21 protein-coding genes are annotated in these 23,705 nt (G+C 48.0%); 9 read left to right on the top strand and 12 right to left on the bottom strand.

All coding sequences use genetic code 11. The features are described 5' to 3' along the window. Positions 1 to 11: 11 nt before the first annotated feature. Together polA and HXW94_RS13010 are read left to right on the top strand one after the other, a co-directional pair. Positions 12 to 2,696 carry a DNA polymerase I gene (gene polA, locus HXW94_RS13015; RefSeq protein ID WP_178367335.1) on the top strand — a complete coding sequence of 895 codons (2,685 nt, stop codon included), beginning with the start codon at positions 12 to 14 and terminating at the stop codon, positions 2,694 to 2,696. Between the two features lie 69 nt (positions 2,697 to 2,765). After that, positions 2,766 to 3,596 carry an NAD(+)/NADH kinase gene (locus tag HXW94_RS13010; RefSeq protein WP_178367334.1) on the top strand — a complete coding sequence of 277 codons (831 nt, stop codon included), beginning with the start codon at positions 2,766 to 2,768 and terminating at the stop codon, positions 3,594 to 3,596. A 143-nt stretch (positions 3,597 to 3,739) separates the two neighbouring features. Here HXW94_RS13010 and HXW94_RS13005 read toward each other — a convergent pair whose 3' ends face one another. From HXW94_RS13005 to HXW94_RS12955, 11 genes are all read right to left on the bottom strand, one after another. Further along, positions 3,740 to 4,675, bottom strand: a complete 936-nt coding sequence (locus tag HXW94_RS13005) for a diguanylate cyclase domain-containing protein (protein ID WP_246293973.1) — start codon at positions 4,673 to 4,675, stop codon at positions 3,740 to 3,742. Further along, positions 4,668 to 7,307, bottom strand: coding sequence for an ATP-binding protein (locus HXW94_RS13000; protein ID WP_178367333.1), 2,640 nt, complete (start codon positions 7,305 to 7,307; stop codon positions 4,668 to 4,670). The genes HXW94_RS13005 and HXW94_RS13000 overlap by 8 nt, the downstream gene beginning before the upstream one ends. 4 nt (positions 7,308 to 7,311) lie before the next feature. Beyond that, on the bottom strand, positions 7,312 to 7,701 hold the full coding sequence (locus HXW94_RS12995; RefSeq protein ID WP_178367332.1) for a type 2 periplasmic-binding domain-containing protein: 390 nt from the start codon (positions 7,699 to 7,701) through the stop codon (positions 7,312 to 7,314). A gap of 41 nt (positions 7,702 to 7,742) precedes the next feature. Next, positions 7,743 to 9,038: a hypothetical protein gene (locus tag HXW94_RS12990; protein WP_218576711.1), complete on the bottom strand. Its 1,296-nt coding sequence runs from the start codon at positions 9,036 to 9,038 to the stop codon at positions 7,743 to 7,745. A 281-nt stretch (positions 9,039 to 9,319) separates the two neighbouring features. Continuing rightward, entirely contained in the window at positions 9,320 to 9,847 is a 528-nt protein-coding gene (gene leuD, locus HXW94_RS12985) for a 3-isopropylmalate dehydratase small subunit (protein WP_178367330.1), read from the bottom strand. An 8-nt stretch (positions 9,848 to 9,855) separates the two neighbouring features. Beyond that, complete coding sequence (locus tag HXW94_RS12980; RefSeq protein ID WP_178367329.1) at positions 9,856 to 11,142, bottom strand: 3-isopropylmalate dehydratase large subunit; 1,287 nt, start codon at positions 11,140 to 11,142, stop codon at positions 9,856 to 9,858. A 13-nt stretch (positions 11,143 to 11,155) separates the two neighbouring features. Then, positions 11,156 to 11,755: a helix-turn-helix domain-containing protein gene (locus HXW94_RS12975; protein WP_246293967.1), complete on the bottom strand. Its 600-nt coding sequence runs from the start codon at positions 11,753 to 11,755 to the stop codon at positions 11,156 to 11,158. Positions 11,756 to 11,832: 77 nt separating this feature from the next. Next, the gene (iscB, locus tag HXW94_RS12970) at positions 11,833 to 13,125 is read right to left on the bottom strand and encodes an RNA-guided endonuclease IscB (RefSeq protein ID WP_178367328.1); all 1,293 of its coding nucleotides are present in this window, start codon (positions 13,123 to 13,125) and stop codon (positions 11,833 to 11,835) included. Between the two features lie 216 nt (positions 13,126 to 13,341). Beyond that, the gene (locus tag HXW94_RS12965) at positions 13,342 to 13,479 is read right to left on the bottom strand and encodes a hypothetical protein (protein ID WP_178367327.1); all 138 of its coding nucleotides are present in this window, start codon (positions 13,477 to 13,479) and stop codon (positions 13,342 to 13,344) included. Between the two features lie 316 nt (positions 13,480 to 13,795). Continuing rightward, positions 13,796 to 14,134, bottom strand: coding sequence for a hypothetical protein (locus HXW94_RS12960; RefSeq protein WP_178367326.1), 339 nt, complete (start codon positions 14,132 to 14,134; stop codon positions 13,796 to 13,798). Beyond that, a complete protein-coding gene (locus HXW94_RS12955) occupies positions 14,135 to 14,290 on the bottom strand; it encodes a hypothetical protein (protein ID WP_218576710.1) in 156 nt (51 codons plus the stop codon). Between the two features lie 738 nt (positions 14,291 to 15,028). Between HXW94_RS12955 and HXW94_RS12950 the strand changes: the two genes are divergently transcribed. From HXW94_RS12950 to msrA, 6 genes are all read left to right on the top strand, one after another. Next, positions 15,029 to 15,706, top strand: coding sequence for a PTS sugar transporter subunit IIA (locus tag HXW94_RS12950; protein WP_178367324.1), 678 nt, complete (start codon positions 15,029 to 15,031; stop codon positions 15,704 to 15,706). Positions 15,707 to 15,725: 19 nt separating this feature from the next. Beyond that, positions 15,726 to 17,453, top strand: coding sequence for a chloride channel protein (locus HXW94_RS12945; protein ID WP_178367323.1), 1,728 nt, complete (start codon positions 15,726 to 15,728; stop codon positions 17,451 to 17,453). A 36-nt stretch (positions 17,454 to 17,489) separates the two neighbouring features. Beyond that, a complete protein-coding gene (locus HXW94_RS12940; RefSeq protein WP_178367322.1) occupies positions 17,490 to 18,335 on the top strand; it encodes a universal stress protein in 846 nt (281 codons plus the stop codon). A 322-nt stretch (positions 18,336 to 18,657) separates the two neighbouring features. Further along, entirely contained in the window at positions 18,658 to 18,903 is a 246-nt protein-coding gene (locus tag HXW94_RS12935; RefSeq protein WP_178367321.1) for a hypothetical protein, read from the top strand. Beyond that, a complete protein-coding gene (abc-f, locus tag HXW94_RS12930) occupies positions 18,903 to 20,729 on the top strand; it encodes a ribosomal protection-like ABC-F family protein (protein WP_178367320.1) in 1,827 nt (608 codons plus the stop codon). Before HXW94_RS12935 ends, abc-f begins: the two co-directional genes overlap by 1 nt. A gap of 18 nt (positions 20,730 to 20,747) precedes the next feature. Beyond that, entirely contained in the window at positions 20,748 to 21,293 is a 546-nt protein-coding gene (gene msrA, locus HXW94_RS12925) for a peptide-methionine (S)-S-oxide reductase MsrA (protein WP_178367319.1), read from the top strand. A 16-nt stretch (positions 21,294 to 21,309) separates the two neighbouring features. Here msrA and HXW94_RS12920 read toward each other — a convergent pair whose 3' ends face one another. Next, positions 21,310 to 21,822, bottom strand: a complete 513-nt coding sequence (locus tag HXW94_RS12920; RefSeq protein WP_178367318.1) for an AbrB family transcriptional regulator — start codon at positions 21,820 to 21,822, stop codon at positions 21,310 to 21,312. A gap of 398 nt (positions 21,823 to 22,220) precedes the next feature. On the opposite strand from HXW94_RS12920, the gene msrB reads away from it, so the two are divergent. After that, positions 22,221 to 23,444 carry a peptide-methionine (R)-S-oxide reductase MsrB gene (gene msrB, locus HXW94_RS12915; protein WP_343054616.1) on the top strand — a complete coding sequence of 408 codons (1,224 nt, stop codon included), beginning with the start codon at positions 22,221 to 22,223 and terminating at the stop codon, positions 23,442 to 23,444. Positions 23,445 to 23,705: the final 261 nt, after the last annotated feature.

The raw sequence follows: 23,705 nt of genomic DNA, 5'->3' as shown, positions 1-23,705 counted from the left end.
GGAAGCATATCATGGCGGCACCAAACACCATTTACCTGATCGACGGCAGCACCTTTTTATACCGGGCCTTTCATGCCATCCGCAGCCTGGTCACGTCAAAGGGGCATCCCACCAATGCCACATTCGGATTCACCCGAATCCTGCTTAAACTGCTTAAGGACAAACACCCCGGATACGCAGGCGTTTTCTTTGATGTTAAAGGCCCCACCTTCCGCCATAAAATGTTTGATGAATATAAAGCCAACCGCCCGCCCATGCCCGAAGAACTGGCCATTCAGATTCCGGACATCAAGGCGATCATCAAGGCATTGAACATTCCCATTATCGAAAAAACCGGCTATGAGGCGGATGATCTTGTGGGCACCTACGCCCGCATTGCCCAGGCCCAGGGATTTAAGGTGATCATGGTCACAGGGGACAAAGATTTTATCCAGTTGATCACGGATGACTGCACCCTGTGGGATCCCATGAAGGACACGATTACCGACCGGGCCGGCGTAAAAGCGGAAATGGGCATTGAACCCGAGCAGTTCATTGATGTGCTGGGCCTTGCCGGAGACAGCTCAGACAACATCCCCGGTGTAAAAGGCGTGGGGGTAAAAACCGCTGTTAAACTGATTGCCGAATACGGTTCCATCAACAATATTTATAATAATCTGGACCAGCTGAAAAAAAAGAAAAAACTGCATGAAAACCTGACGGCTTCCAAAAAAATTGTCGATTTAAGTCGGAACCTTGTCACCATTGACCGGCATGTGGATGTCAATCAATCCCTGGACGATTTTCAACTCCGGGAATTCGATACCGGCAAAGCCTTTGAACTGTTCCAGTCATTTGAATTTAAAACCCTTGCCTCGGAATTTTCTGAAAAAGCCGATAAATCAAAAAAAACATATAAAATGATCCATACCGTTGCCGACATGGAAAATCTGGTGTCAGCGCTTGAAAACAAAGGGGGCTTTGCCATTGACACGGAGACCACGGACATTGATCCCATGCGGGCGGATCTTGTGGGCCTGTCCGTTTCATACATGAATGATACCGGGTTTTACATCCCTGTAGGGCACACCAATACAAGCGGAATACAGATGCCGGAAAAAGAAGACATCCTTCGTATTTTCAAGCCGTTGCTTGAGAATCCCGACATCGCTAAAGTGGGACAGAACATCAAATACGACGTCATTGTTCTGGCCCGGTACGGCATTGAGATCAAAGGCATTGTGTTTGATACCATGATTGCCTCCCACCTGCTCAATCCCGGCACCCGGGGACATGGCCTGGACCGCATTGCCATGAATCTTTTCGGGCACAAAATGATTTCCTACGAAGACGTTACCGGCAAGGGCAAAGACCAGATCGGATTCCAGGAAGTTCCCCTTGACCTTGCCGCAGACTATGCAGCAGAGGACGCAGACCTGACCTTCATGGCATATACGGTATTGAAAAAGCAGATCGAAGACAAGGGGCTTACCCCTTTGATGGAAACCATTGAAGTGCCTTTGATCTGCGTACTGGCAAAAATGGAGATGGCAGGGATCCGTGTGGATACGGATGTGCTTGGCCAGATGTCCCTGGAATTTGAGGCAGAACTGAAAACCCTGGAACAAAAGATTTACGAACTTGCCGGGGAAGAATTCAACATCAATTCATCCCAGCAGCTCGGGGTCATCCTGTTTGAAAAGTTAGGCCTTAAAAGCGTCAAAAAAACCCGGAAAAAAACCGGGTACTCCACGGATGTCCAGGTACTCACCCAACTTGCCGACACCCATGAAATGCCTGAAAAGCTGTTGCGGTACAGAACGCTGGGCAAACTGAAATCCACTTATGTGGATGCCCTGTCTTCGCTGGTACACCCGGAGACCGGACGCATCCACACCTCCTTTAACCAGACCATAACCGTCACCGGTCGCCTGTCATCATCCAACCCGAATCTGCAGAACATTCCCATTCGCAAATCCGAAGGCAAAAAAATCAGGCAGGCCTTTATCCCGGCAACCGGCTGTACCCTTATTTCCGCAGATTATTCCCAGATTGAACTGCGGCTTTTGGCCCATTGCGCCAAGGACCCCATTCTCATTGAATCCTTCCGGAACGACGAGGACATTCATACCCGCACCGCGCTGGAAGTTTTCCAGGTGCTGCCCGGTCTTGTCACCGATGAGATGCGCAGCCAGGCCAAATCCATCAACTTCGGCATCATTTATGGTATGAGCGCATTCCGCCTGTCAAATGAACTGGGGATCAGCCGGAAAATGGCAGGCATTTATATTGACAATTATTTCAAGCGCTATGCAGGCGTCAAAGCATTCATTGATAAAACCATCGAACAGACCCGGACCACCTGCGAGGTATCCACCCTGTTCGGCAGAAAACGCAGGCTGGATGACATCCGTTCATCCAACGCCAATTTGCGAAATTTTGCCCAAAGGGCTGCCGTAAACACCCCTATCCAGGGCAGTGCTGCGGATTTGATCAAGCTTGCCATGATCAAAATGCAGGAAGCCCTTGAAACTGAAAACATGGCATCACAAATGCTTTTATCCGTACACGATGAAATTATTTTTGAAGCCCCGGAACAGGAAAAAGACAAGCTCATGGCCATGGCAAAGCAAGTTATGGAAAACGTTACGCCCCTGGAGGTGCCCTTGAAGGTGAATTTTGGTGTTGGCGCAAATTGGGCCGAGGCGGAACATTAAAAATAAGCACAAACTGAAAAACCTGTCCGGACAACCGGACCTCAAACCTAAATAGAATAGAGGAAAGACGTGAGTAAGCAGCGCATCGGACTTGTAATAAAAAATGAAGAACACGCCCAGAATAAAGCCCGGGAACTCATCCGGCATATAGGGGACAGGTGCCTGGTCATTGACACCCAGGCCCCAACGCCACCCCCCGTCCCCGAGGATCTGATCTGCATTGTTGTGCTGGGCGGAGACGGCACATTTTTAAGTGTGGCCCGGTATATCGGCGATTCGGACATTCCCCTGATGGGCATCAAATTCGGTGAGGTGGGCTTTCTTGCCGAAACCACGGAAGATCTTCTTTGCCAAATGGTCGACACGGTGTTTAAAGGAGATTACCTTATCCAGGAACGCAGCCGACTCAATATCCGGGTGGTCCGGGATAATAAGTGCATCCTGGATGAGGATGTACTCAATGATGCGGTGATCAATAAGGCGGCACTGTCAAGGCTTGCTTCATGCGCCGTGTATCTGGATGATACCTATTTGACCACCTACCGGGCTGATGGTCTGATCGTGGCCACGCCCACGGGGTCTACGGCCTATTCCCTGGCCGCAGGAGGCCCCGTGGTTTATCCCGAAGTGCCCTCCATCATCCTGACCCCGATCTGCCCCTTTACCCTGACCAACCGCCCCTTGATCATCCCGGACCATACCCGGGTCGAAATCAGCCTGAACGGCAGCCCCGAGGACATGATTCTGACCCTGGACGGCCAGGAGGGTTTTAACATGGACACCTGCGACAGAATTTATATTCAAAAAAGCCGCAACAGCGTAAAAATGATCTCTTTTGAACCCCATTCCTATTTCAAGGTGCTGAAGACGCGGTTGCACTGGAGCGGCGGCAGATCCTGATAGATAGGACCATGGCCTTAATTTTTCCGGGCTTGATCATAACATCGGCCGCTGTAGGGACAGGCCCCTGTGCCTGCCCTAACGGGGGCAACCACAGAGGGATTGCCCCTACGAAAAATGAGCAGCAAATGCAAATAGTCGAGTTACAGGTGGATGAACCGACTGGTAAATCGATTTCGACCGGCTACTTTGGATTGGTAAAGCAATTGGTCCGCAGCCTCGACCAACTGTATCGGAGACGGATTGACATGACCCAGCAAAACCGTACAAATACCGAGACTCATGGTAACATGATCTGCGGCTTTGGAGGCTGCATGCGGGATATTCAAGCCATCCATCATTCCGTGAATTTTATTGCCGATGTATTCAGCCCCTTTTAAGTCGGTATCCGGCAGAATTGCGACAAATTCCTCACCACCATAGCGGGCCAGGAAATCGTTAGGCCGCTGCAGGGTCTCATTTAAGCCGGCGGCCACCTTTTTCAAGCATTCATCCCCACTTGCATGGCCATAAAGATCATTATAGTGCTTAAAATAATCGATATCCATTAAAATAAGGGACAAGGGGGATTGATTGCGGATTGCCCGTTTCCATTCATGTGCTATGTTTTCGTCAAATTTCCGGCGATTGTGGATGTTCGTCAAACCGTCCAGGGACGCCAAGGCTTCCAGCATATCGGTTTTCATTTTCAAATTGAGATGGGTTTGTACCCGCGCCTTGACGACCAGGGGCTGAAATGGCTTGGTGATATAATCAACAGCCCCTATCTTGAATGCATTGGCCTCTTCTATGGCTTCGGACAGGGCGGTAATGAAAATGACCGGAATGTCTTTTGTCCCGTCCGCCTGTTTGAGTTGACGGCAGACATCGTAGCCATTCATTCCCGGCATGACAATATCCAGTAAAATCAGATCAGGGCGGGTCTTCTGGGCCATGTGTATGGCCTGCTCCCCGGTTCGAGCGGCGACAATCATGTAAGATTCTTTCAACAAAGCAGCTAACGCCGCTATATTTTCCGGGGCATCATCAACGATTAAAATACGCTGGAATTTTTTTTGAACCATTTCCGTGTTACCCATCAGTGTGTTGACCCCTTTTCAAATCAGCCAGAATTAACGCCAGCTGATCCATGCCCGCTATCGCGAGGTCGATGTCATAATTGTCAATTGCGGCCTGAATTGATGTTATATCAGGGAGACGGCCCAGCAGACCGGCCAGTTCGGCAACCTGCCTGCCGGATTCCGTAATATCCGAATAAATGCCGGACCGTATCCGTTCCAGGATGTTTTCCGCCTTGGCGATGCTATCGGCCGGCAGGTGGGTAAGCGTTGTTTCACCCGGTTGATCTGTCGTTTCCGTATCTGATATGATCGGCGTTATCGCATTAATCGCGTCGGTCAGACAGACTGAAACGCCTTTAAGCTGTTCAAGCGCCTTTTGCCGATTTGATTCTTTTAAAAAAAATTCCAAGTGAACCAGATCATCATACAGGGCCCGGGCCCCGATATTCCCGGCCACGCCTTTCAGGGCATGCGCCAGATCAATGGCCTCGTCAAAACGATTGTCGATCAACGCGGTTCTGATATCTTGATGCGCCATGCCATGGTGTACTATGAATTGTTTCAAAATTTTTTTATAGGCGTCTTTTGAACCGCCCACGGTTGTCAAACCCGCATCCCAGTCAATACTGCCGGAGGGCGCGGTCCACCCATTGTCCGGTTCGTCTGATAAATTTTTCAGTTCATTGACGCTCGTCATTTTGAGTGTGCCGGGAATAATCAATCGAACCAGAATCCGCATCAGGTGATTGATATGAACGGGTTTGGTGATATGCTCATTCATGCCGGCTTCTAAACAACGTTTCCGATCTTCGCTCTGGGCATGGGCGGTCATTGCAAGAATCGGCAACGGCGGGAACGGAGCGGTTCGGGCGGCTTCCCATTCACGTATTTTACGGGTGGCCGTATACCCGTCCATATCCGGCATCTGGATATCCATCAGTACAGCGGCATAACCTGACTTTGATTTGACCGCATTAACGCCTTCCTGACCGTTACAGGCCACCTCAACAAAAAAGCCCTGACTCTTGAGCAACGCCTCAATGACCTGTTGATTGATGACATTGTCTTCCACCACCAGAATTCGAGCGCCTCGAATCCGTTCCAGCCCGATAGCCAAATCGTCCTGGAAAATGGATTGTTTCCCTTGTGCGCCGGTTGATGGATGATAGAGGGCGTTGTCATCAACAATCAGGGCCCGGGCGGGTAATAATGGTGATATCTGACAGGCCGGGGTCGGGTCAGCCGGTTTAAACCCGGCCGTAAAATAAAACCGGCTTCCCTTGCCGGGTGTACTGTCTACGTGAATCTCGCCGGACATTAATTCCACCAGGTGCTTGCAAATACTTAACCCAAGCCCGGAACCGCCGTACTTACGAGTGATTGACATGTCGGCCTGGCTGAAGGCGGTAAACAGATTATCCAACTGCGCTTCTTGGATACCGATTCCGGTATCTGCAACGCTGAATTCAAAAAAAATCAAATCTTCCCTTGGTTGGACACCCGGTCCTGCCGGCTGGATGGTCAGAAGAATCTGACCGGCTTCTGTAAATTTTATCGCATTGTTGAGCAGATTGACCAGCACCTGGTTTACCCGCAACGGATCACCCATCAGGCAGCGGGGAACATCCGGATGGATATCATATATGAGTTCAAGCTCTTTTTCCTGTATACTGATAATCAACATCCGGGCCAGGTTATTGAGCAATTCTTCGAGATCAAAGGAAACAGACTCTATTTTCATTTGACCTGCTTCTATTTTTGAAAAATCCAGAATATCATTGATAATTCCCAACAGGGATTCACCGGATGAATGAATGGTACTCAGGTACTCTTTTGACTTTTTAGACATCTCCTGTGAAAGTGCCAGCTCGGATAAACCAATAATGGCGTTCATGGGCGTCCGGATCTCATGGCTCATGTTTGCCAGGAAGCGGCTTTTGGTCCGGGTGGCATTCTCCGCGGCCTGTTTGGCGTTAAAACTGTCTTCCAAAGCGGATTCAACCGCATCGATCAACCGGTTTATGCTTTGGGCCAGCAGGCCGATTTCATCTTTTGCATGGTCTTCTGAGATATGGGCATGAGCACGGTTCCCGGGTTCTATTTTACTCACAAAGTTCGCCAGTTCGGATATCGGCCGGCTGAGGACCTTTCGGGATACCCATATAATTAAAGTGGTTGCCATCAATAATTGAAGCAAAAGCAGCAGCGTCAGGGATACGGCCATCCGGTTCACACCGGCTCGTACAAACGCCTGATTGGGAACGACTTCAAGGGAACCGATGATCTCATTCGGGTTGACGGGTGAAAACAGCGGATAAGACCGGCCGGCTGTAAAAGCAGTCGCCTCGGAGATCGGTTCCTGTAGGTGAAACCCGTCTGAAGAAGTTAGCCTGACCGCCTTAAACAAAGGACTTTTCATCAGGCTGCTGGTGATGTCATTTCCGATTTTCTTATTTTTGGCAAAAACGGCGACTTCGGCTTGTGACTGGACCATATGTACCGTCTGGTTCAGCAGGGTCTGAGTGATTTTTAAGATAACCCCATAGGTATACCGGTAGGTGAAGCCGCCGGCTAACAAAGCAAACATTAAAAGGCCGATACTGACATATACAACTAAACGGGTATGAAGGCTTTTAAACCGGATAAGCATGAAATTATTCTTTTAACCGCAATACCGATTTAACCGTATCATCCAATATACCGGCATCAATATAGCCGATGGCGTTTTGATGCCGGCGGACCGCCGCCAGAACCGCCTGGCTGTTTTCCATCTCAGGCGGTGGTTGCACATTCCCACTGAATTGAAGCCGTGCCCAATAGGCATTTAAGCGCTTGAGCGTCATACCGTTCAACCGTAAAAAAAATGTTTCCCGAATGGAACTGTTTCGATTTGCTTCTAAAACCAGTGCCGGATCTCCGGTTGGAAAAGTCCGCTGCCGGCCCAGAAACATATCGGATACATCTTTTTGGGAAATCCGGGTCATGGGATTGTCAGGATGAACAATCACGACCAAATCCGATGCTGAAACGGTGGTATTTGCCATTACCAGGCAGATTATCCAAATCCATATGGGCCGGTAACGCTTCAAAAGACAAACTCCAGGCAAAAGGTCAGAAGATTGATGCGACTGCTGTGGTAAGAGGCATCAATCGGTTTGTACCACAGTCCGTAGTAAGGCTTGATTCGGCAGTGGTCCCATTGTATCTTGACGGCCGCCTGGTTGTGAAAATCCCAGCGCACACCGGCTGAATAGGTTTCCTGGTCTGTCCGCATGCTGTTGATCAGATAAACCGCCTGGTCCTGAAAGGATTGCTGACCGATCGCCGACCAGTCCGATGTTTTTCGATAAATGTCATTTGTCGGTCGAAAAAAGCTGAAAAGAATATAAGGCGTCCAGTCGCCCATGCGTCTTCCCAGGCTGAGGTAGCCCATGTTACCGTGGGGCATGATGTTCGTATCGGATTTTGTATGGCTCAGTTCGGCCTGGGCCACCCATATGCCGTTGTCGTATCTGCCCCCCAGGGTCAAATAACGAATTGTATTATTTTTAAATGCGATGTGCTGTCTTAAATATGACGCTTCTGAACTTATATCAGGAAAAGTTTGTTGGGTTGCCGATGCCATAGATTCCAGCCCCTGATGGAGATCGTAAAAGGGCGGTGCTTCGTTTTGCAGGGTAAACTGGGAATACCCCGCTTTCAAAGAGAGGGGACCGTCATGTCTGGACAGGGTCACAGAAAAAAGGCCATCTGTTTCCAGGTCATACGTATCACCGCCCATGGGCAGATCGGTTGTGCTTTTACCCGCCTGTAACTTGCACTGCCATGTGGCATGGCCCATATCGAATTGAACCAGAGAATCGATTCCATCAACCGAATAGATCGGTACCCATCCGTAAAATTCCGTTGGCGGACGAACCCATAAATTTGCGTAGCCGATGTTTCGGGTGTCAGACATCAAAAAGACGTCATAGCCAAATCTGCCGATCCGAAATTCCGATTCACCGGAGGCATTGAAGCGCAGATACCCCAATTCCAGAATATTGTTAAAATTTTGCTCTACCTGATCGCGCAGGACCCCTTGAACCAGGGCTTCCCATTTTGGAGAAATCCGGTAAAATCCCTGTAAACCGATTCGGGAATCCAGTCGCCAGGTTGTGGAATCCGTCTTGTATCTATCTTCAGGCTCTTGGCTGAAATCCCGGATGGGAACCAGATCGCTTCGGTCGTCTGCAGTATAGCCTAATGTTCCGTATCCGCTGAAACGAAAGGCGGGAATGCCCTCGCACCGGGTCGGGGCCAGGTCAATAACACCGACGGCTGCCAGAATAATCAGGATCATTGTGCAAGCACCCCGAATCTTGGCACTCAATTTATTCACTGCGTACAACTAAGCCTCCTTTGGAATTTCTCTGGAACTGTTTTTTTAGCGTACCCAATTAAGACTGAATGTCAAGACCTTGATTGCTAATCAATCGCGCTGAAGCGCCGGATTATACCAATATGATTAAATTAAATAACAATAAAGCTGAAAACATAAAAGCCCCACAAGCATAGGGTTGTGAGGCTTTTATGTTTTTATGGGCCTTGCATCCGGGTAACGTTGCGGGCTTATGCCCGCTTACGAGCCGTCCAAACGCGAGATTTTCGTTCAGGTGCTGATTAATAATTTTTATCCGCAAACTCTACCCATCCCCCGGTTTCCACCAGGGCTTTGTCAAATTTGGAAATATGGAAATCAAGTTTCAATTCTTTACCACTGCCATCTGTTGCAGTGAGGGTTTCGTTTTCCACATCTATACGAATCCGGGCCGTTTTGTCGGCACCCAGTTCAAACAGGGCCTGGACCTTATCTTCGGGCAGTTCAATGGCCATCATGCCGCAATTGAACATATTCTGCCTGAAAATCCGGGCAAAGCTCGGCGCAATCACCACGTTGATGTCGTTGACTTCCAAGGCCCAGGGCGCATGCTCCCTGGAAGAGCCGCACCCGAAATTGCCCCGGGATAAAATCACACGGATATCTTTCAAATCGGTCTGAGGATTAAAGCCGTCCAGGATTAAATCTTCAAGCAGGTGTGGTTTCAAGGCGGATTTTGAAATTTCCGTGAGATATCTGGCCGGAATAATTTCGTCGGTATTGATATCTGCCCGGTCCAGGCAGAGCATATTTCCTTCAAATTTTTTCATCGTTCCCCCTAACGTTTAAACCGGTCAGAATGCGTAATCACGCCATGGATCGCGGTGGCCGCAGCCGTGGCCGGGCTCATGAGATGAACCATTCCGCCTTTACCCATTCGTCCGTTAAAATTTCTGTTTGTGGTGGACGCCGCCACCTCCCCCTCAGCCAGCACCCCGTTACTCATCCCAAGACAGGCCCCGCAGGTGGGGTTGGTTACGCAAAAGCCTGCATCCATGAAAATTTTAATCAGCCCTTCATCCAGTGCCGCACTGAAAATATCCGGCGTGGCAGGAGATACAATAGCCCGAACCCGGGGATTGATTTTTCTGCCTGCCAGCTCGGCGGCTGCCTCACGAAGATCCTCCAGACGCCCGTTGGTACAGGAGCCGATGTAAACCTGATCCACGTGGGTATCGGTCATCTGGGACACCGGTTTAACATTGTCCGGTTTGAACCCAAAGGTCACCATGGGTTCAAGGGTACTGATATCAATTGTTTTTTCCTTTGCATAGACGGCATCCGGATCGGAACAGAACCGGGAATATTGGGCCAGGGCGTCCTCCGGCGTCTGGAACTCATCCTTAATAAACGGCCACAGATACTGTACCGTTGTCATGTCCGGCAGACAGATCCCTGAGGTGGCACCGGCCTCCACGGCCATATTGGCCAGGGTCATGCGCTGGTCCATGCCCATGGCATCCACCACGGGTCCGGTGAACTCAATGACCATGTTGGTCGCCCCGTTCACGGAAATCTGACGAATCACTTCAAGAATGATGTCCTTGGCGTATACGCCCGGCCGCAGGGTCCCGGTAATTTCAATTTTAAAGGTTTCGGGCTGTTTAAAGGTACACACCCCCTTTAAAATACCCACCTCCAGATCGGTGGTGCCCACGCCCGCGGCAAAGGCCCCAAATGCCCCGTGGGTACAGGTATGGGAATCGCCCATAATGATGGTGAATCCGGGACGGACAAATCCTTTTTCGGGAAACAGCGCATGGCAGACCCCGTTTTGACCGATATCAAAAAAATCTTTTATGTTGTGACGCAAGGCCCAGTCCCGCAGAATTTTTCCCTGCATGGCGGTTTTGGAATCTTTGGCCGGTGAAACATGATCAATCACCGCCTTGATTTTATCCGGATCAAACACCCGGTCTTTTCCCCTTGCAACCAGGTCCTGGATCGCAATCGGGGTGGTAATTTCATGACAGAAAACCCGGTCCAGGCGCAGCACGCTGACATCCCCGAAGGGTTTGTCCACCAGATGGGTGTCAAAAATTTTTTCAGCAATTGTTTTTCCCATGGCACTCTCCATTTTATATATTATTTCCTTCACCAAAATAATCTTCACCATCCGCCGGCGTGACAATCCAGTACGCCTGAAACAAATTTTCACCCGTATTTTTAATCACATGGGGTATCTGCGACGAAAAAGACAGGGCATCTCCGTCACTGATATTGTAGACATCACCGCCGTAAATCAACTGGCCGGAACCGTTAACCACAATCCCCAGTTCCCGGCCCAGATGGCCGTCATGTTCATCCCCCCGCTGCTGGCCGGGTGCAAGCTCAAGAAAAAAGGCGGAAAATGAGTGGTTGCCTTTGGATTGACTAAGTCCGCAGAGGGTTTCATATTTAAACCCCTTACGCTGGTAAACCCGGCGCTGGTCCTTTTTGATAATCTCCACCCGGTTCATGGTTTCATAATCTTTGAAAAATTTCTCCGGAGAGACCCCGTAAACCTCCAGCAATTCCAGCAGGGTATCCAGGGACGGGGATATGCGGTTGCGTTCAATCTGGGACAACAGACTTGAACTGACCCCGGCTTTTGTTGCCACATCTTTGATGGTCAGATGCCGTGAATTTCGAATGGCCCGCAGCAACGGGCCCAGTTTGATTTTCATAAAATGCGGCAAGGAAACCCCTGAGTCTTCAGCTCAGGGGAGGAATTGCCGCTCTCCTTATAATAATTTAGTAGCCCATGCACCGGACCTTAGCACGTCGTATTGTAGGAATAACCGTCAGATGCGTGAAGCCGCCTGCAGTATTTCCAGCTAATGCCCTGTACTGTTTTGTCCACTGTTTTAATGTTAAACGATCCGCTTTTTCTGACAGCGACACGCCCGGTGTACGTTCCAACCTTTTTGCCGGAAGTGACAACCGCCTTGACGATGTCTCCCGTCTGAAATCCTTTGACTTTTTTCTCAGTTGACTTTGCTGTTGTCCGGGGGAATCCGAACTTGTTTACTCTGCACATCTGTCTTGAGCCATGACCGTCTGCCTTTACAATCAACACAGCCTTGTCGATCTGAAAAATCTTTTCCGGGGTGCTTTCCCCTACACAGGCGGCATCGAGCCAATGCGTTTTGTGAAGTCCCCTGGTCGTCCGGTTGAATTTTGTCAGACCACCGGAGCCTGTTTCAACCGGCAGTCCGGTTTTTTTCAAGGTACGGAACAAGTCCCATCGGGTCGTGTTGACGGCGCCCGCATCCTTGAGCGGCACTTTGGACTGCTTTTGAATTCGTTTCAACAGTCGCGGTTTCCTTGAAAGGAACTGTTCCAGGGGCTTGTTCCCCTTCTTCCTGTTGCACGCCGTACAGGCCAGTGTCAGATTGCTGACTCTGTTGGAACCGCCTTTCGATTTCGGCACGATATGTTCAATCTCCAATGGGATATCTGTTTTTCCGCAGTAGGCACACGTTCTGTCCCATTTTTCCAGAAGGTATTCCCGTACCTCATACCCCATGAGTTCCCCCTGCTGATACGCGACACCGGATATTTCGGGATTCTGTATCTTCTGCATGTCAAACCGAACCAACTCCATTGAAATTGCCTGAATATTGCAAAACCGGCACAACCGGTTGACCCAGGTTTCGATATTGTGAATCCGGCTTTTTAATGAAGGCGGCAGCCATCCTTCCGCCCTGGTCCGGTTATCAAAACGCGGTTTTCGGTATCGCGTTTTCCGGTTTCTCCGGGATCTTCTGATGGCTCGTCTTGATTCCAGATTATTTTTGATCTGCCGGCCTCGATGTCTCAGTTCCATGGCAAAAACAATTTCTCCGGAATCGTCGTTAATCACGGCAATTCCGGTCTCTCTACTGCCCGGATCAATCTTGATCCGCAATGGGTTTGATGCCACGTCCAAAACGGTCTCTTTCAAAATGATTGTGAAGGGGAACTGTCTGAAAACTGCGGCTTTCCCTTCTGTTAAAAGCAGTCTTGCTTTTGCCGGATGTACCGGATTCTGAGGCTTTTTGTTTGTATCCAGAACAAATACACTCAATTTTAAAATCCTCTTGTTTCCAAGGTAATGTTTGCCTCGTCAATGTTATGACCGGGTTTGGCGCAAGCAGCACCGGCTTAACCCCTTAAACCTGTTTAACCACTTACTGTAGAACCTGGAGCTGGCGAGTACCCCAGGGTACCTATTTCCGATCTAACGTAGTACTCGAAGCACTTAGACTGGTCAACTTTGGGGCCTTTTCAAGCCCCTCGGTCTTCAGCCGAGGGGTAGTTGACTCTTCTTGATTTTTTTTTTGAAAATAGCAAGAATCGTTTTTATTTCTTTTTCTGTGATCTTGCCTTCTATTCGATAAGCGATGGCATCAACCAGGCCAATATCTATCATTTCTATCATATTGGAAATCCTTTTTTTGATGTTTTTGGATTAGTGCTAAGGAAATGGTGTTAACTGATGAGTAAGTCTTTTTTCTCCAAATCAAAGATGAAACTCCGCTGATGTTTCAATGGCCAGCTCAGGTGTATCAAAAAATTTCCCATTGGGAAATACGGAGGTTTCATACTTGTTATGTGCATAACTGTAAAATGAGACTCCCCATTCATCATCACCATAATATCGAAGTCGGCATAGATGTGTTGGTGTATTTCTCATCCGCTCGATATGCTCTTCCCTTGTCTCTGGAAAATCAGCAGGCCAATAAGGAATTGATTTTCTAAAATTGATTGAACCAATTCTCTAATTCATTAAAATTTTCTTTATTTGAATAGTATTTTTGGGCCATAAGAGTTTCTTTTTTTGTTAAGGCTTTTTTCATTTTATAAAAGTACAATGAGCTGAAAGATATATTATTTTCATGATTTTTCACAATTTGATCTAAAGTATTGTAAATATTTTCTTCAGAATCATTATTCGATACAAACGCAAGCCACAATATCTTTGACAATCCCAAAGATGCTTTCTTTTGATCTGATGTGATAGCTGATCTTGTCATAGGATATGAAAACTTTTCAAATAGCTTTTCAATATCTTCTTTTTTTATTGTTTTGCCCATTTACAGTGTGCCTTTATATTTTTCCATTTTTGCATTTAGTGCTTCTAAACCTTTATCACATTCATTTAAACCCTCGACTAATAACTCAGTCCCTTCTCCTAAAAATTTAACTAATCCACGGGTCGCATTGTAACTACTTTTTATCAGTTTCCACATTTCAATCTCTTTTAGAGAATAAGATTTCATAGTAAGCTTTATAGAGATATCTATATCCACTAGTTCGACTGTCGAAATATATAGTTTGCTTTGACATCTCGCAAGGATAAATAGCATAATTTTGGAGTGCACGGTATTTATGTTGCTTAAGCCTATTTCAAAACAGCCTTCAATATCAGAAGTATTGTGGGGGGCATTTCAAATTCCCATTGTGGACTACATCACTATCGAAATGTTCATAATGTGGAATTTAGCCCCTATAATATTATTGATAATCTTAACCATCAATCTCCTGAAAAGGGGCCTTGATCATTGTTTGATCCAAACTGTAGGGGCAGATTCCATATCTGCCCTGTTCGGGATGGATATGGAATCCGCCCCTACCCAATACGTGGCCGAAAGAATGATCAAGACCTGAAAAGGAAAGGCTGGTCCTATACACAACACGCCTATAAATGCTTAGGTTCCGGATTTCAGGCCACTGCAATCTCTGGGTAGCCCCCTTATTGTTTCCATGACCCTTAAACTGCAGGTAAGTCACATGCGATTACCCTGAGCGGGGTTGTTATTCCGGCTGGTTTGGTTTATATAAGTCATCAATATTTAAGTGGGTAATTTTCCAACCAGGCAGTAGTCGGTTGGGTAATCAATCCCATAAAAGCCTCTTCCTGAACGATAGTGAAGGCAGGGGGGTGTCACAATGAGGATGATTATATATCAGGTGGCGTTAAGGAAAAAATGGAAATTCTAATATCTGAATTATGCAAATCTTTAGGGGTATCTCGTACAACCATAGAGCGCTGGATCCGCCAGGGAAAACTGCCTGTGTCCCAAAAAGGAAGAACCTACAGCTTTCATGCCAGAGATTTAAAAAATTGGGCCGCTAAAAACCATATTTCCCTCAACCTGACGCCCAGACCTGCCCAGGGTTCTGAGGCTGAAACGCCGGTCTCTTTGCACACGGCTCTTAAGACCGGCGGCGTGTATCACGATATTGACACCGGACCGGATGTGCCGTCTGTAATTAACACATGCGTTAAAAAAATTAAGGCGGTTCCGGATGATTTTAAAGCAGATCTTACCCAGCAGCTCCTTGAAAGGGAAAAAGCCCTCTCCACCGGGCTTGGCGGCGGCATTGCCATTCCCCACCCAAGAATCCCCCTTGACTATATTGAACACCCCATGGTAGCAGCCTGCTTTCTTAAAACCCCCGTGGATTATCATGCATTGGACAATCAGCCTGTATCCACGCTGTTTTTCATTCTGTTCCCGGAATTAAAGTTTCACCTCCATCTACTCTCTGCCCTTTCTCTGTGTTTACGGAACAGGCAGTTCAGTGAATTTTTAAAAACCCGCCCGAAACAATCCGAGTTGATTGAAAAAATTGATACCCTCCACTTGACCCAAACGATGTAAGTGGTTTACTGAACCCATCATGAACAGACTAAAACGAATCTATAACCTTTTTTATGCAAAGTTTTTTCTTTTTGATGACCGGCTTGTATTGATGACTGCCGGCGCAGTGGTTGGTGTATTTGCAGGTGGTGCAGCTGTGGCATTAAGGCTTTCCCTGGCTTCGGTGCTTGAATTTTTTGCACCTTACCGCCAATATGCCTGGGCGTTTATCTTGCCCGGCATCGGTGCACTGTGTTCATTTTTGTTTCTTGACAAGGTTGTGCGGGAAGGCGCAGGTCATGGTGTGCCCGAAGTAATATATGCCGTATCCAGGCGCGGTGGACTCTTGCGGTTTCGCTCCACCTTTTCCAGGCTTGTATCCAGTTTCTTAACCATTGCCAGCGGCGGTTCCGCAGGCCCTGAAGCCCCGGTTGTCATGAGCGGATCTGCCATAGGATCCAATATCGGTAAATTTTTAGGCCTGAATGACCGGCAGCGCATGACGCTGGTGGGCTGTGGAACGGCAGGTGCCATTGCTTCCATTTTTCACGCCCCTGTGGCCGGTCTTATTTTTTCGGTTGAAATTATTCTCGGGGAATGGAAATTTATCAATATCATTCCTATTGCCATTGCTGCCGTGGCCGGCGCACAGATTAGTGAAGCCATTATCCCTGAAAAAGAACTTTTCCAGCATCACCCCTTTGATATTTTTGCAGGTGATATTTTAGGCAGTATCGGGCTTGCCCTGTTCACGGCTTTGATATCCGTGATTTTTACACGGACGCTTAGACGCGTTGGTGCTTTAGCCAAACGAACACCTGTATCCCCCTGGCTTCGGGCATTGATCGGCGGCTGCGCCGTGGGTACCATTGGCATTTTTATGCCCATCGTGCTGGGTGAGGGGTATCATCCGATCATGGAAATGGTGAGCGGCACATTTCCCATGGCATTCTGGCTCATATTTCTGGGTGTTTTTCTAAAAATATTTGTCACGGCCATAACCCTTGGCTGGGGAGGCTCCGGCGGCATTTTTGCCCCCTGCCTGGTCCTCGGCAGCCTGACCGGTGTGGTATTTTACAAGGCCATGATGTTTGTTTTCCCCAATGCCGCAGTCACCTCGGAAGGCGCTTATGCCCTTTTAGGCATGGCCGGTATCATGTCCGGCGTTATGCAGGCCCCGTTAAGCAGTATTTTTCTGATTGCAGAAATTACCGGCGGCTACGAGGCCATTTTACTTCTGCTGCTGGTTTCTTCCATTTCGTCTACGTTAAGCCATATTATTGAGCCGTCTTCTTTTTATTTTAAAGACCTTATTGAACGCGGGGAATTCATGCGGCCCGGGACAGATGCAAGAATTTTATCGGATTTAAGCTTAAATGAAATCATTGACACCAGTTACATCACTGTATCGGAAAATATGGTTTTCAGGGAATTTATCAATATAATCCGCAATTCAAACCGCAACCACTACCCGGTTATCTCAGATGAAACCGGCGATTACCTGGGAATGGTCCGGGTTTCAAGTATCAGAAAATATGCCCTGGATCCAGCCTTTTATGATATGATCTTTCTTAACCAGATCATGGATACGGATATGGTGACGGCATCCTTTGACGATGATCTCCATGATGTATTGGAATTTATGGAGACCTTCAACATTGATCACATCCCGGTGGTGGAGCACCACAGATTTTCCGGGATGATTTCCAAGGCACGGATACTTGATCTGTACCGCAGGGAACTGATTATGCAGACCAATATACAATAACCTTAACCCCTGTTCATGGTCCTAAGGAGACATCCAATGAATTATAAACTGCTTCATATCTTCAGGAATACCCCTTTTGGCAGGGAAACCTTTTTACAGTCCCTGTACTTTTGTAAAACGATTAATGCCCATCCTGTTGTGTATATCCCGAAAACAGATAAGTTCTTAATGTATTTTGCCAATGATGTGGTGCAGGTGAACCTGGACAACTCATTCTTAGCCTTTCCGGATACTGCCCGTGAACATGTTATCGCACTTTTTGATGAGGCCGGCATTCCACCCAGGTTTTATGAGCCCAAAAATTTTACCGCTTCCACCCTGCCGGATATATCCAGCCAGTTCGATTATATGTGCTCGCCACGCTCAATCAGTGATCTGTCATCCAAAATAGGACTGGGCCTCCTGGGTCCCAAGGTTCGGCGGATGATAAAGCAGGCCACCTTCCCCATCCTGATTGCAAGCCCCGTGTTCAAGGCATGGCAAAGTATATCCGTATTTTTCGGCGGTTCCGCCAATGCCATGAACGCCCTTGTTCTCGGGCTTAAAATTGCCATAGCATCCGGATTCCCTTTGAAAATTTATACCGTGCTTGAAAACGACAACGAGGATGTTTACCGGGATATGGTCCGGAATTCTGAACTTGAGGAACTTGTAGACCAGTATGTAATCGAATGGTGCTTCTATGAATCTTCCGGATTTGACCGGATGCTGTATGAGGTTCCCCACGACTCACTGATTGTGCTTGGTGCTTATGGACATGGTGTCATTAAAGAAATTCTTTTGGGAAGCAAAATGGAGCATATCCAGTCCACAGTTACCAATAATTTACTGGTAACGGGCCCGAACTGCCGTATTTCCCTGGAGTCAGCTACCCAAGCCTAAAAGGCCTGGGCTTGTAAAAGCCCCACGCTGACCAGCCTGAGTGCTTAGCGCACTACGTTAGATCGGAAATAGGTACCAGAGGGTGCTTGCCAGCCCCCTGCTCTACGGTAAGTGGTTAAACAGGTCTAAGGGGTTAAACCAGTGCTGCTTACGTTAAACCCGATCATAACATTGGCGAGGCAAACATTACTCAGCCCCGGCATATGGCTGACGCTTAAATATAATATGCCTTTTATTAACATTAAAGTAAGGCCGTGCTTGCTAAAGCAAAACTCATATCCCAAACCTAAAGGATTGGGTTTCACGGCCTAAAGGCTATAGTATGAAATATCTCTGGTGGATAGCTCAAATATTATGCATCTTAATCTCCCTTTTTTTCCTTGTTTTCGGTGTTGATCTGATCCGGGGCGCTTATAATTTAAACGATCCATTCAGCTTTATCATGACCTTTTTTGCCGCAAGTTTTATTATTCTGATCAGCCTGACGTTAGTCCTGGTTTGCACGATTAAAATGATACGGGTATACCGCCGCCTCAAACCATCCCAGGTCCAGGCGGATAGATCCTGATGACGGTTTTAGTGTCTGTAAAAGAACTGTGCAAAGCATATGGTGACGACACCTTATTTTCAGGATTAAGCTTTGATATAAAACCTGGAGAAAAGCTTGGCCTGATCGGGATGAACGGGTCCGGCAAGTCCACCCTTTTAAAAATCATCTGCGGCCTCAGCACCCCGGATGAAGGAGACGTAAGTGTCCAGCCCGGCCAATGCCTGGTCTATCTTGCCCAGGAAGATGAATTTGACACAGAACTTTCTGTTGAGCAGGTCTTGTTCAACAGTCTGGCATCCCTGGATCTGCAGGAAAAAGAACGCCACCGCAGGGTAAACCGCGCCTTAGGTTTGGGCGGTTTTACCAATGCAGCCATAAAGACCAAAGAGCTGTCAGGCGGCTGGCGCAAACGGCTTGCCATTAGCCGGGCCTTTTGCCGGGAACCGGACCTGCTCTTGCTGGATGAGCCCACGAACCACCTGGATATTGCCGGCATTTTATGGCTTGAACAGATGCTGCTCACCGCACGGTGTTCTTTTGTGGCCGTCTCCCATGACCGGGCATTTCTTGAGACCGTGTGTTCCCACACCATGGAGATTGCCCGGTATTACCAGGGCGGTGTTTTCAAAATCCAGGGCAATTATCACAAATTTGAACAGGCGCGTGATAAATATCTGGAAGCCCAGGAAAAAAAACAATCGTCCCTGGCATCAAAAATGCGCAGGGAAGACCAGTGGCTGCGCCAGGGCCCCAAGGCCAGAACCACCAAGGCCAAATACAGGCTTGACCAGGCAGAAGAACTGCGCAAGGAACTGTCCGAAATCAAGGCCAGAAACCGGCAGACCGCCCGGATGGACATTGATTTTTCCGGCACAGGACGCCAGACCCGAAAACTGCTCCGGGTACATAACCTGACCAAGGGATTTAAAGGCAGAATCCTGTTTTCCAACATTACCTTTGAACTGGGGCCGGGTTTTTGTCTCGGCATTGTCGGGGATAACGGATCCGGCAAATCCACGTTTTTGTCCCTGATCGAACAAAGCCTGGACCCGGACCAGGGAACCGTAAAATGGGCGGAAAACCTTAAAACAGCCACCTACCATCAGGAACGCACCCAGTTGGACCCGGACATGACCCTGCGGGAGGCGCTGAATCCGGCAGGCGGCGATTCCGTCAATTACAAGGGCCGCCCCATTCACGTGGCCTCCTGGGCCAAACGATTTCTTTTCATGCCGGATCAGCTGGACATGCCCGTGGGACGGCTTTCCGGCGGGGAAAAGGCAAGAATCATTCTGGCTGAAATCATGCGGCAGCCCTGTGACCTGCTGCTGTTAGATGAACCCACCAATGATCTTGATATCCTCTCCCTGGAAGTATTGGAAACCTCCATCAAAGAATTTGACGGCGCAGTGATCATTGTCTCCCATGACCGGTATCTCATGGACCGGGTCTGCCATCGCATGCTTTACCTGGATAACACAGAAACGCCCCAATTTTACAGGAATTTCAGCCAGATTTTCAAGGCCCGGGCTGCCCGGGAAAAAGACCGGCGGCCTGTGGCGGAAAAAAATAAAAAGCAGGCAACCCAACCCGCCCCGGCCAAAAAACGGTTATTTTCATTTAAAGACAAATATGAACTGGAACATATAGAAGAAAAAATTATGGATGCTGAACAACATGTTGAAGCGCTTTCTGAACAGGTTCAGCATCCTGACGTCATCCAGGACCCTGCCCTTCTGGCAGACACCTGTAAAAAACTGGAACAGGCCCAGTCCCTGGTCCAATCTCTGTATACACGCTGGGAAGAACTCGAAGAAAAAAAAGCGGCAACTGGTGAGAATTAAAGTCAAAAGGAGGCAACTATGACACAAACCGCGACCTTTGCCGGTGGATGCTTCTGGTGCATCGCATCGGCATTTGACGGCACAAAAGGCGTTGAAAACATTGTATCCGGCTACATGGGCGGCCATGTGGACAATCCAACCTACGCGCATGTATGCACCGGCACCACAGGCCATGCTGAAGTGGTCCGGATATCCTATGATCCCGATCTGATCTCTTATGACGCGCTTTTGGCTGTTTTTTTCCGGCAGATTGACCCCACAGATGACGGCGGCTCATTTATGGACCGGGGCAGCCAGTACCGGTCAGCCGTATTTTACCATACCCAGGAACAACAACAGCAGGCCCTTGCTATGATCCAGAAGATCAATGATGCCAAAATTTTTGATTCTCCTGTGGTGACGGAAGTGGTAGAGGCGTCTCAATTCTTCCCGGCCGAAACCTACCACCAGGACTACCATAAAAAGAATCCGGTCCATTATAAATACTATCGGATCGGTTCCGGCCGCCAGGGATTTATCACCAAGGCATGGGATGCAAAAAGCGACAAAATTTTTGAATCCTGAATTCAGGGCCAGGTCCCTACAGGGGAAACCCTTTCTGCTGCAAATACAGCACCACTTTTACGAGCAGCGGAATGACGATAAAAAGGGTGAATATTCTCACCAAATGAAAAAATGCCACAAAAGAACCGTTATGGTTTTCCGATTGGGCTAAAATGGCCATACCCGTCATTCCCCCCGGAGAAAATCCGAACAGGGCCGTACCAAAATCCACCAATCCAAGCTTGTTTGCCAGAAGCGCCATGCACACGGCCACCGTCAAAAGAATAATGGTACTCAAAATTGCCATGGGCATTATCTTGACCCCCAAAGTCAACAGAGAACGGTCAACGGAGACCCCAAGGGTGATGCCCAAAATGATTTGTATGCCTGTGCGCACAGGTGACGGCAGCGCAATCCCCTTGGGTAAAAACAGAACCGTAATCCCAGTGAATATCATAGCCCCGACAACAGCCCCACCGGGAACATTAAAGCGTTGCGCCAAAAGGCCTCCAATCGTCCCCACCACAATAACCAGTAGATATCTTTCCATAACCTTCATCCTGATAAAATCATATTTAAAATTGTTCCATACCTATATCATGCGTGAGGCTAACTCAAGTCATTAAACATGGCAACAGCAATTCTAAATATGAATCTTTTTCGTTAAAAAACGCTCACCAAGACACAGAACAGAACAACATTCGAAAGTTCTATCCCCAAAAGGAAAAAACGTTCCCTTTAATCGGGACCTATATTATTATAAGGGCAATTTGGCCCTATAAATTTAGAGTATAGGAATTTCCATTTCCCAGCACCCAGCACCCAGCACCTAACAGCCCGCCCAAAGGGCGCTAATTTAAATGGAATTTAGAACGTCTACTGACGGGTCATTTTTAAGTGACAGTATCCAATTTCCTAAAAACTTGATGATTGAGTGAAAGGAGCCCGATGGTGAATCTCAGACGTATCGTAAAATTTTTTATCCGTGTACTGGTGGTTTTTAGCCTGATGGCAGGCGTTTTCTCCTATGCCGATGAGAAAATGGATTCAAAAAATATGTCCGGAGACGTGGCCCTGGAAAACATCATGGAAGACGGGCTGAAAGTAGCGACATTTGCAGGAGGCTGTTTCTGGTGTACGGAATCTGACTTTGAGAAGGTGGCGGGCGTTAAAGAGGTCGTGTCCGGATACACCGGCGGCCATATCCGTCATCCGTCCTATTCGGACGTGTCAGACGGCACCACCGGTCATACTGAGGCGATCCAGGTCTATTATGATCCCGAAGTGGTTTCTTACGGACATCTACTGGATGTATTCTGGCGCCATATCGACCCCACGGACCCGGGCGGACAGTTCGTGGACCGGGGCAGCCAGTACCGGTCTGAAATTTTCTACCACAACGACACCCAGAAACGCCTGGCACAGGCGTCCAAAATGAAACTGGAACAATCAATGGTCTTTAACAAGCCCATTGTAACCGCAATCACCCGGTTCGTTGAATTTTATCCGGCTGAAAAATATCACCAGGACTATTACAAGCGCAATCCCACACGTTACAAGTATTACCGGTGGCGATCCGGCCGGGACAAGTTTATCGAAAAGGCCTGGAAAAACCATCGCCCCATGGACAAAAGCAAGGATAAAGGTTCCGATACGATGGATGGCGATGCAATACACCCGGAAAAGGAGGAGGACATGATGAAAAAAGAAGGCCGTACAAATGATATGGGCAGTAACATGGAAAAAATATCCTGGCAGCGACCCCATGACAGTGAAATCCGGTCAAAACTGACACCGCTTCAGTACAAAATCACCCAACAAAACGGCACCGAGCCGCCTTTCCGGAATGAATACTGGAACAATAAAGCCCAGGGCATCTATGTTGACGTCGTGTCCGGTGAGCCCTTATTCAGTTCCAAAGACAAATTCAAATCCGGTACGGGATGGCCCAGTTTCACCCGTCCCCTGGAACCGGACAATATTATTGAAAAAAAAGATGTAAGCCTGTTCATGGTCCGTACTGAAGTGCGCAGCCGGCATGCCGACTCTCACCTGGGCCATGTGTTTGACGACGGGCCTCCCCCCACGGGGCTGCGGTACTGCATCAATTCCGCTGCTCTCAGGTTTATTCCCAAAGAAAACCTTGAGGCTGAAGGATACGGGCAGTATTAAATTCTTATTAAAAAAACATACCTTAATATCTCCCCATTCGCTCATTTTAAATCTGAAAAAATTAATTTCGCATGGAGGGCTTGCAATAGTTAAAATTCATCATACTTTTGTGGAAAATTCGACTGTAGCTTCTTTTATTATCTTAACTTAAAGGGACTAAAATGATAACGGATTCGGCACTAAAAGATCAAGAGATTTTAAACAAAGACAAACTTCAGATTATTACGGAACGAGTAGATGATGTGCCTTTGCTTATAGCAC

Source organism: Desulfobacter latus (assembly GCF_013389365.1).
GTDB classification, from domain to species: domain Bacteria; phylum Desulfobacterota; class Desulfobacteria; order Desulfobacterales; family Desulfobacteraceae; genus Desulfobacter; species Desulfobacter latus.
The sequence above is the reverse complement of the archived record's forward strand: the minus strand, read 5'-3'. Positions and strand labels throughout refer to the sequence as shown.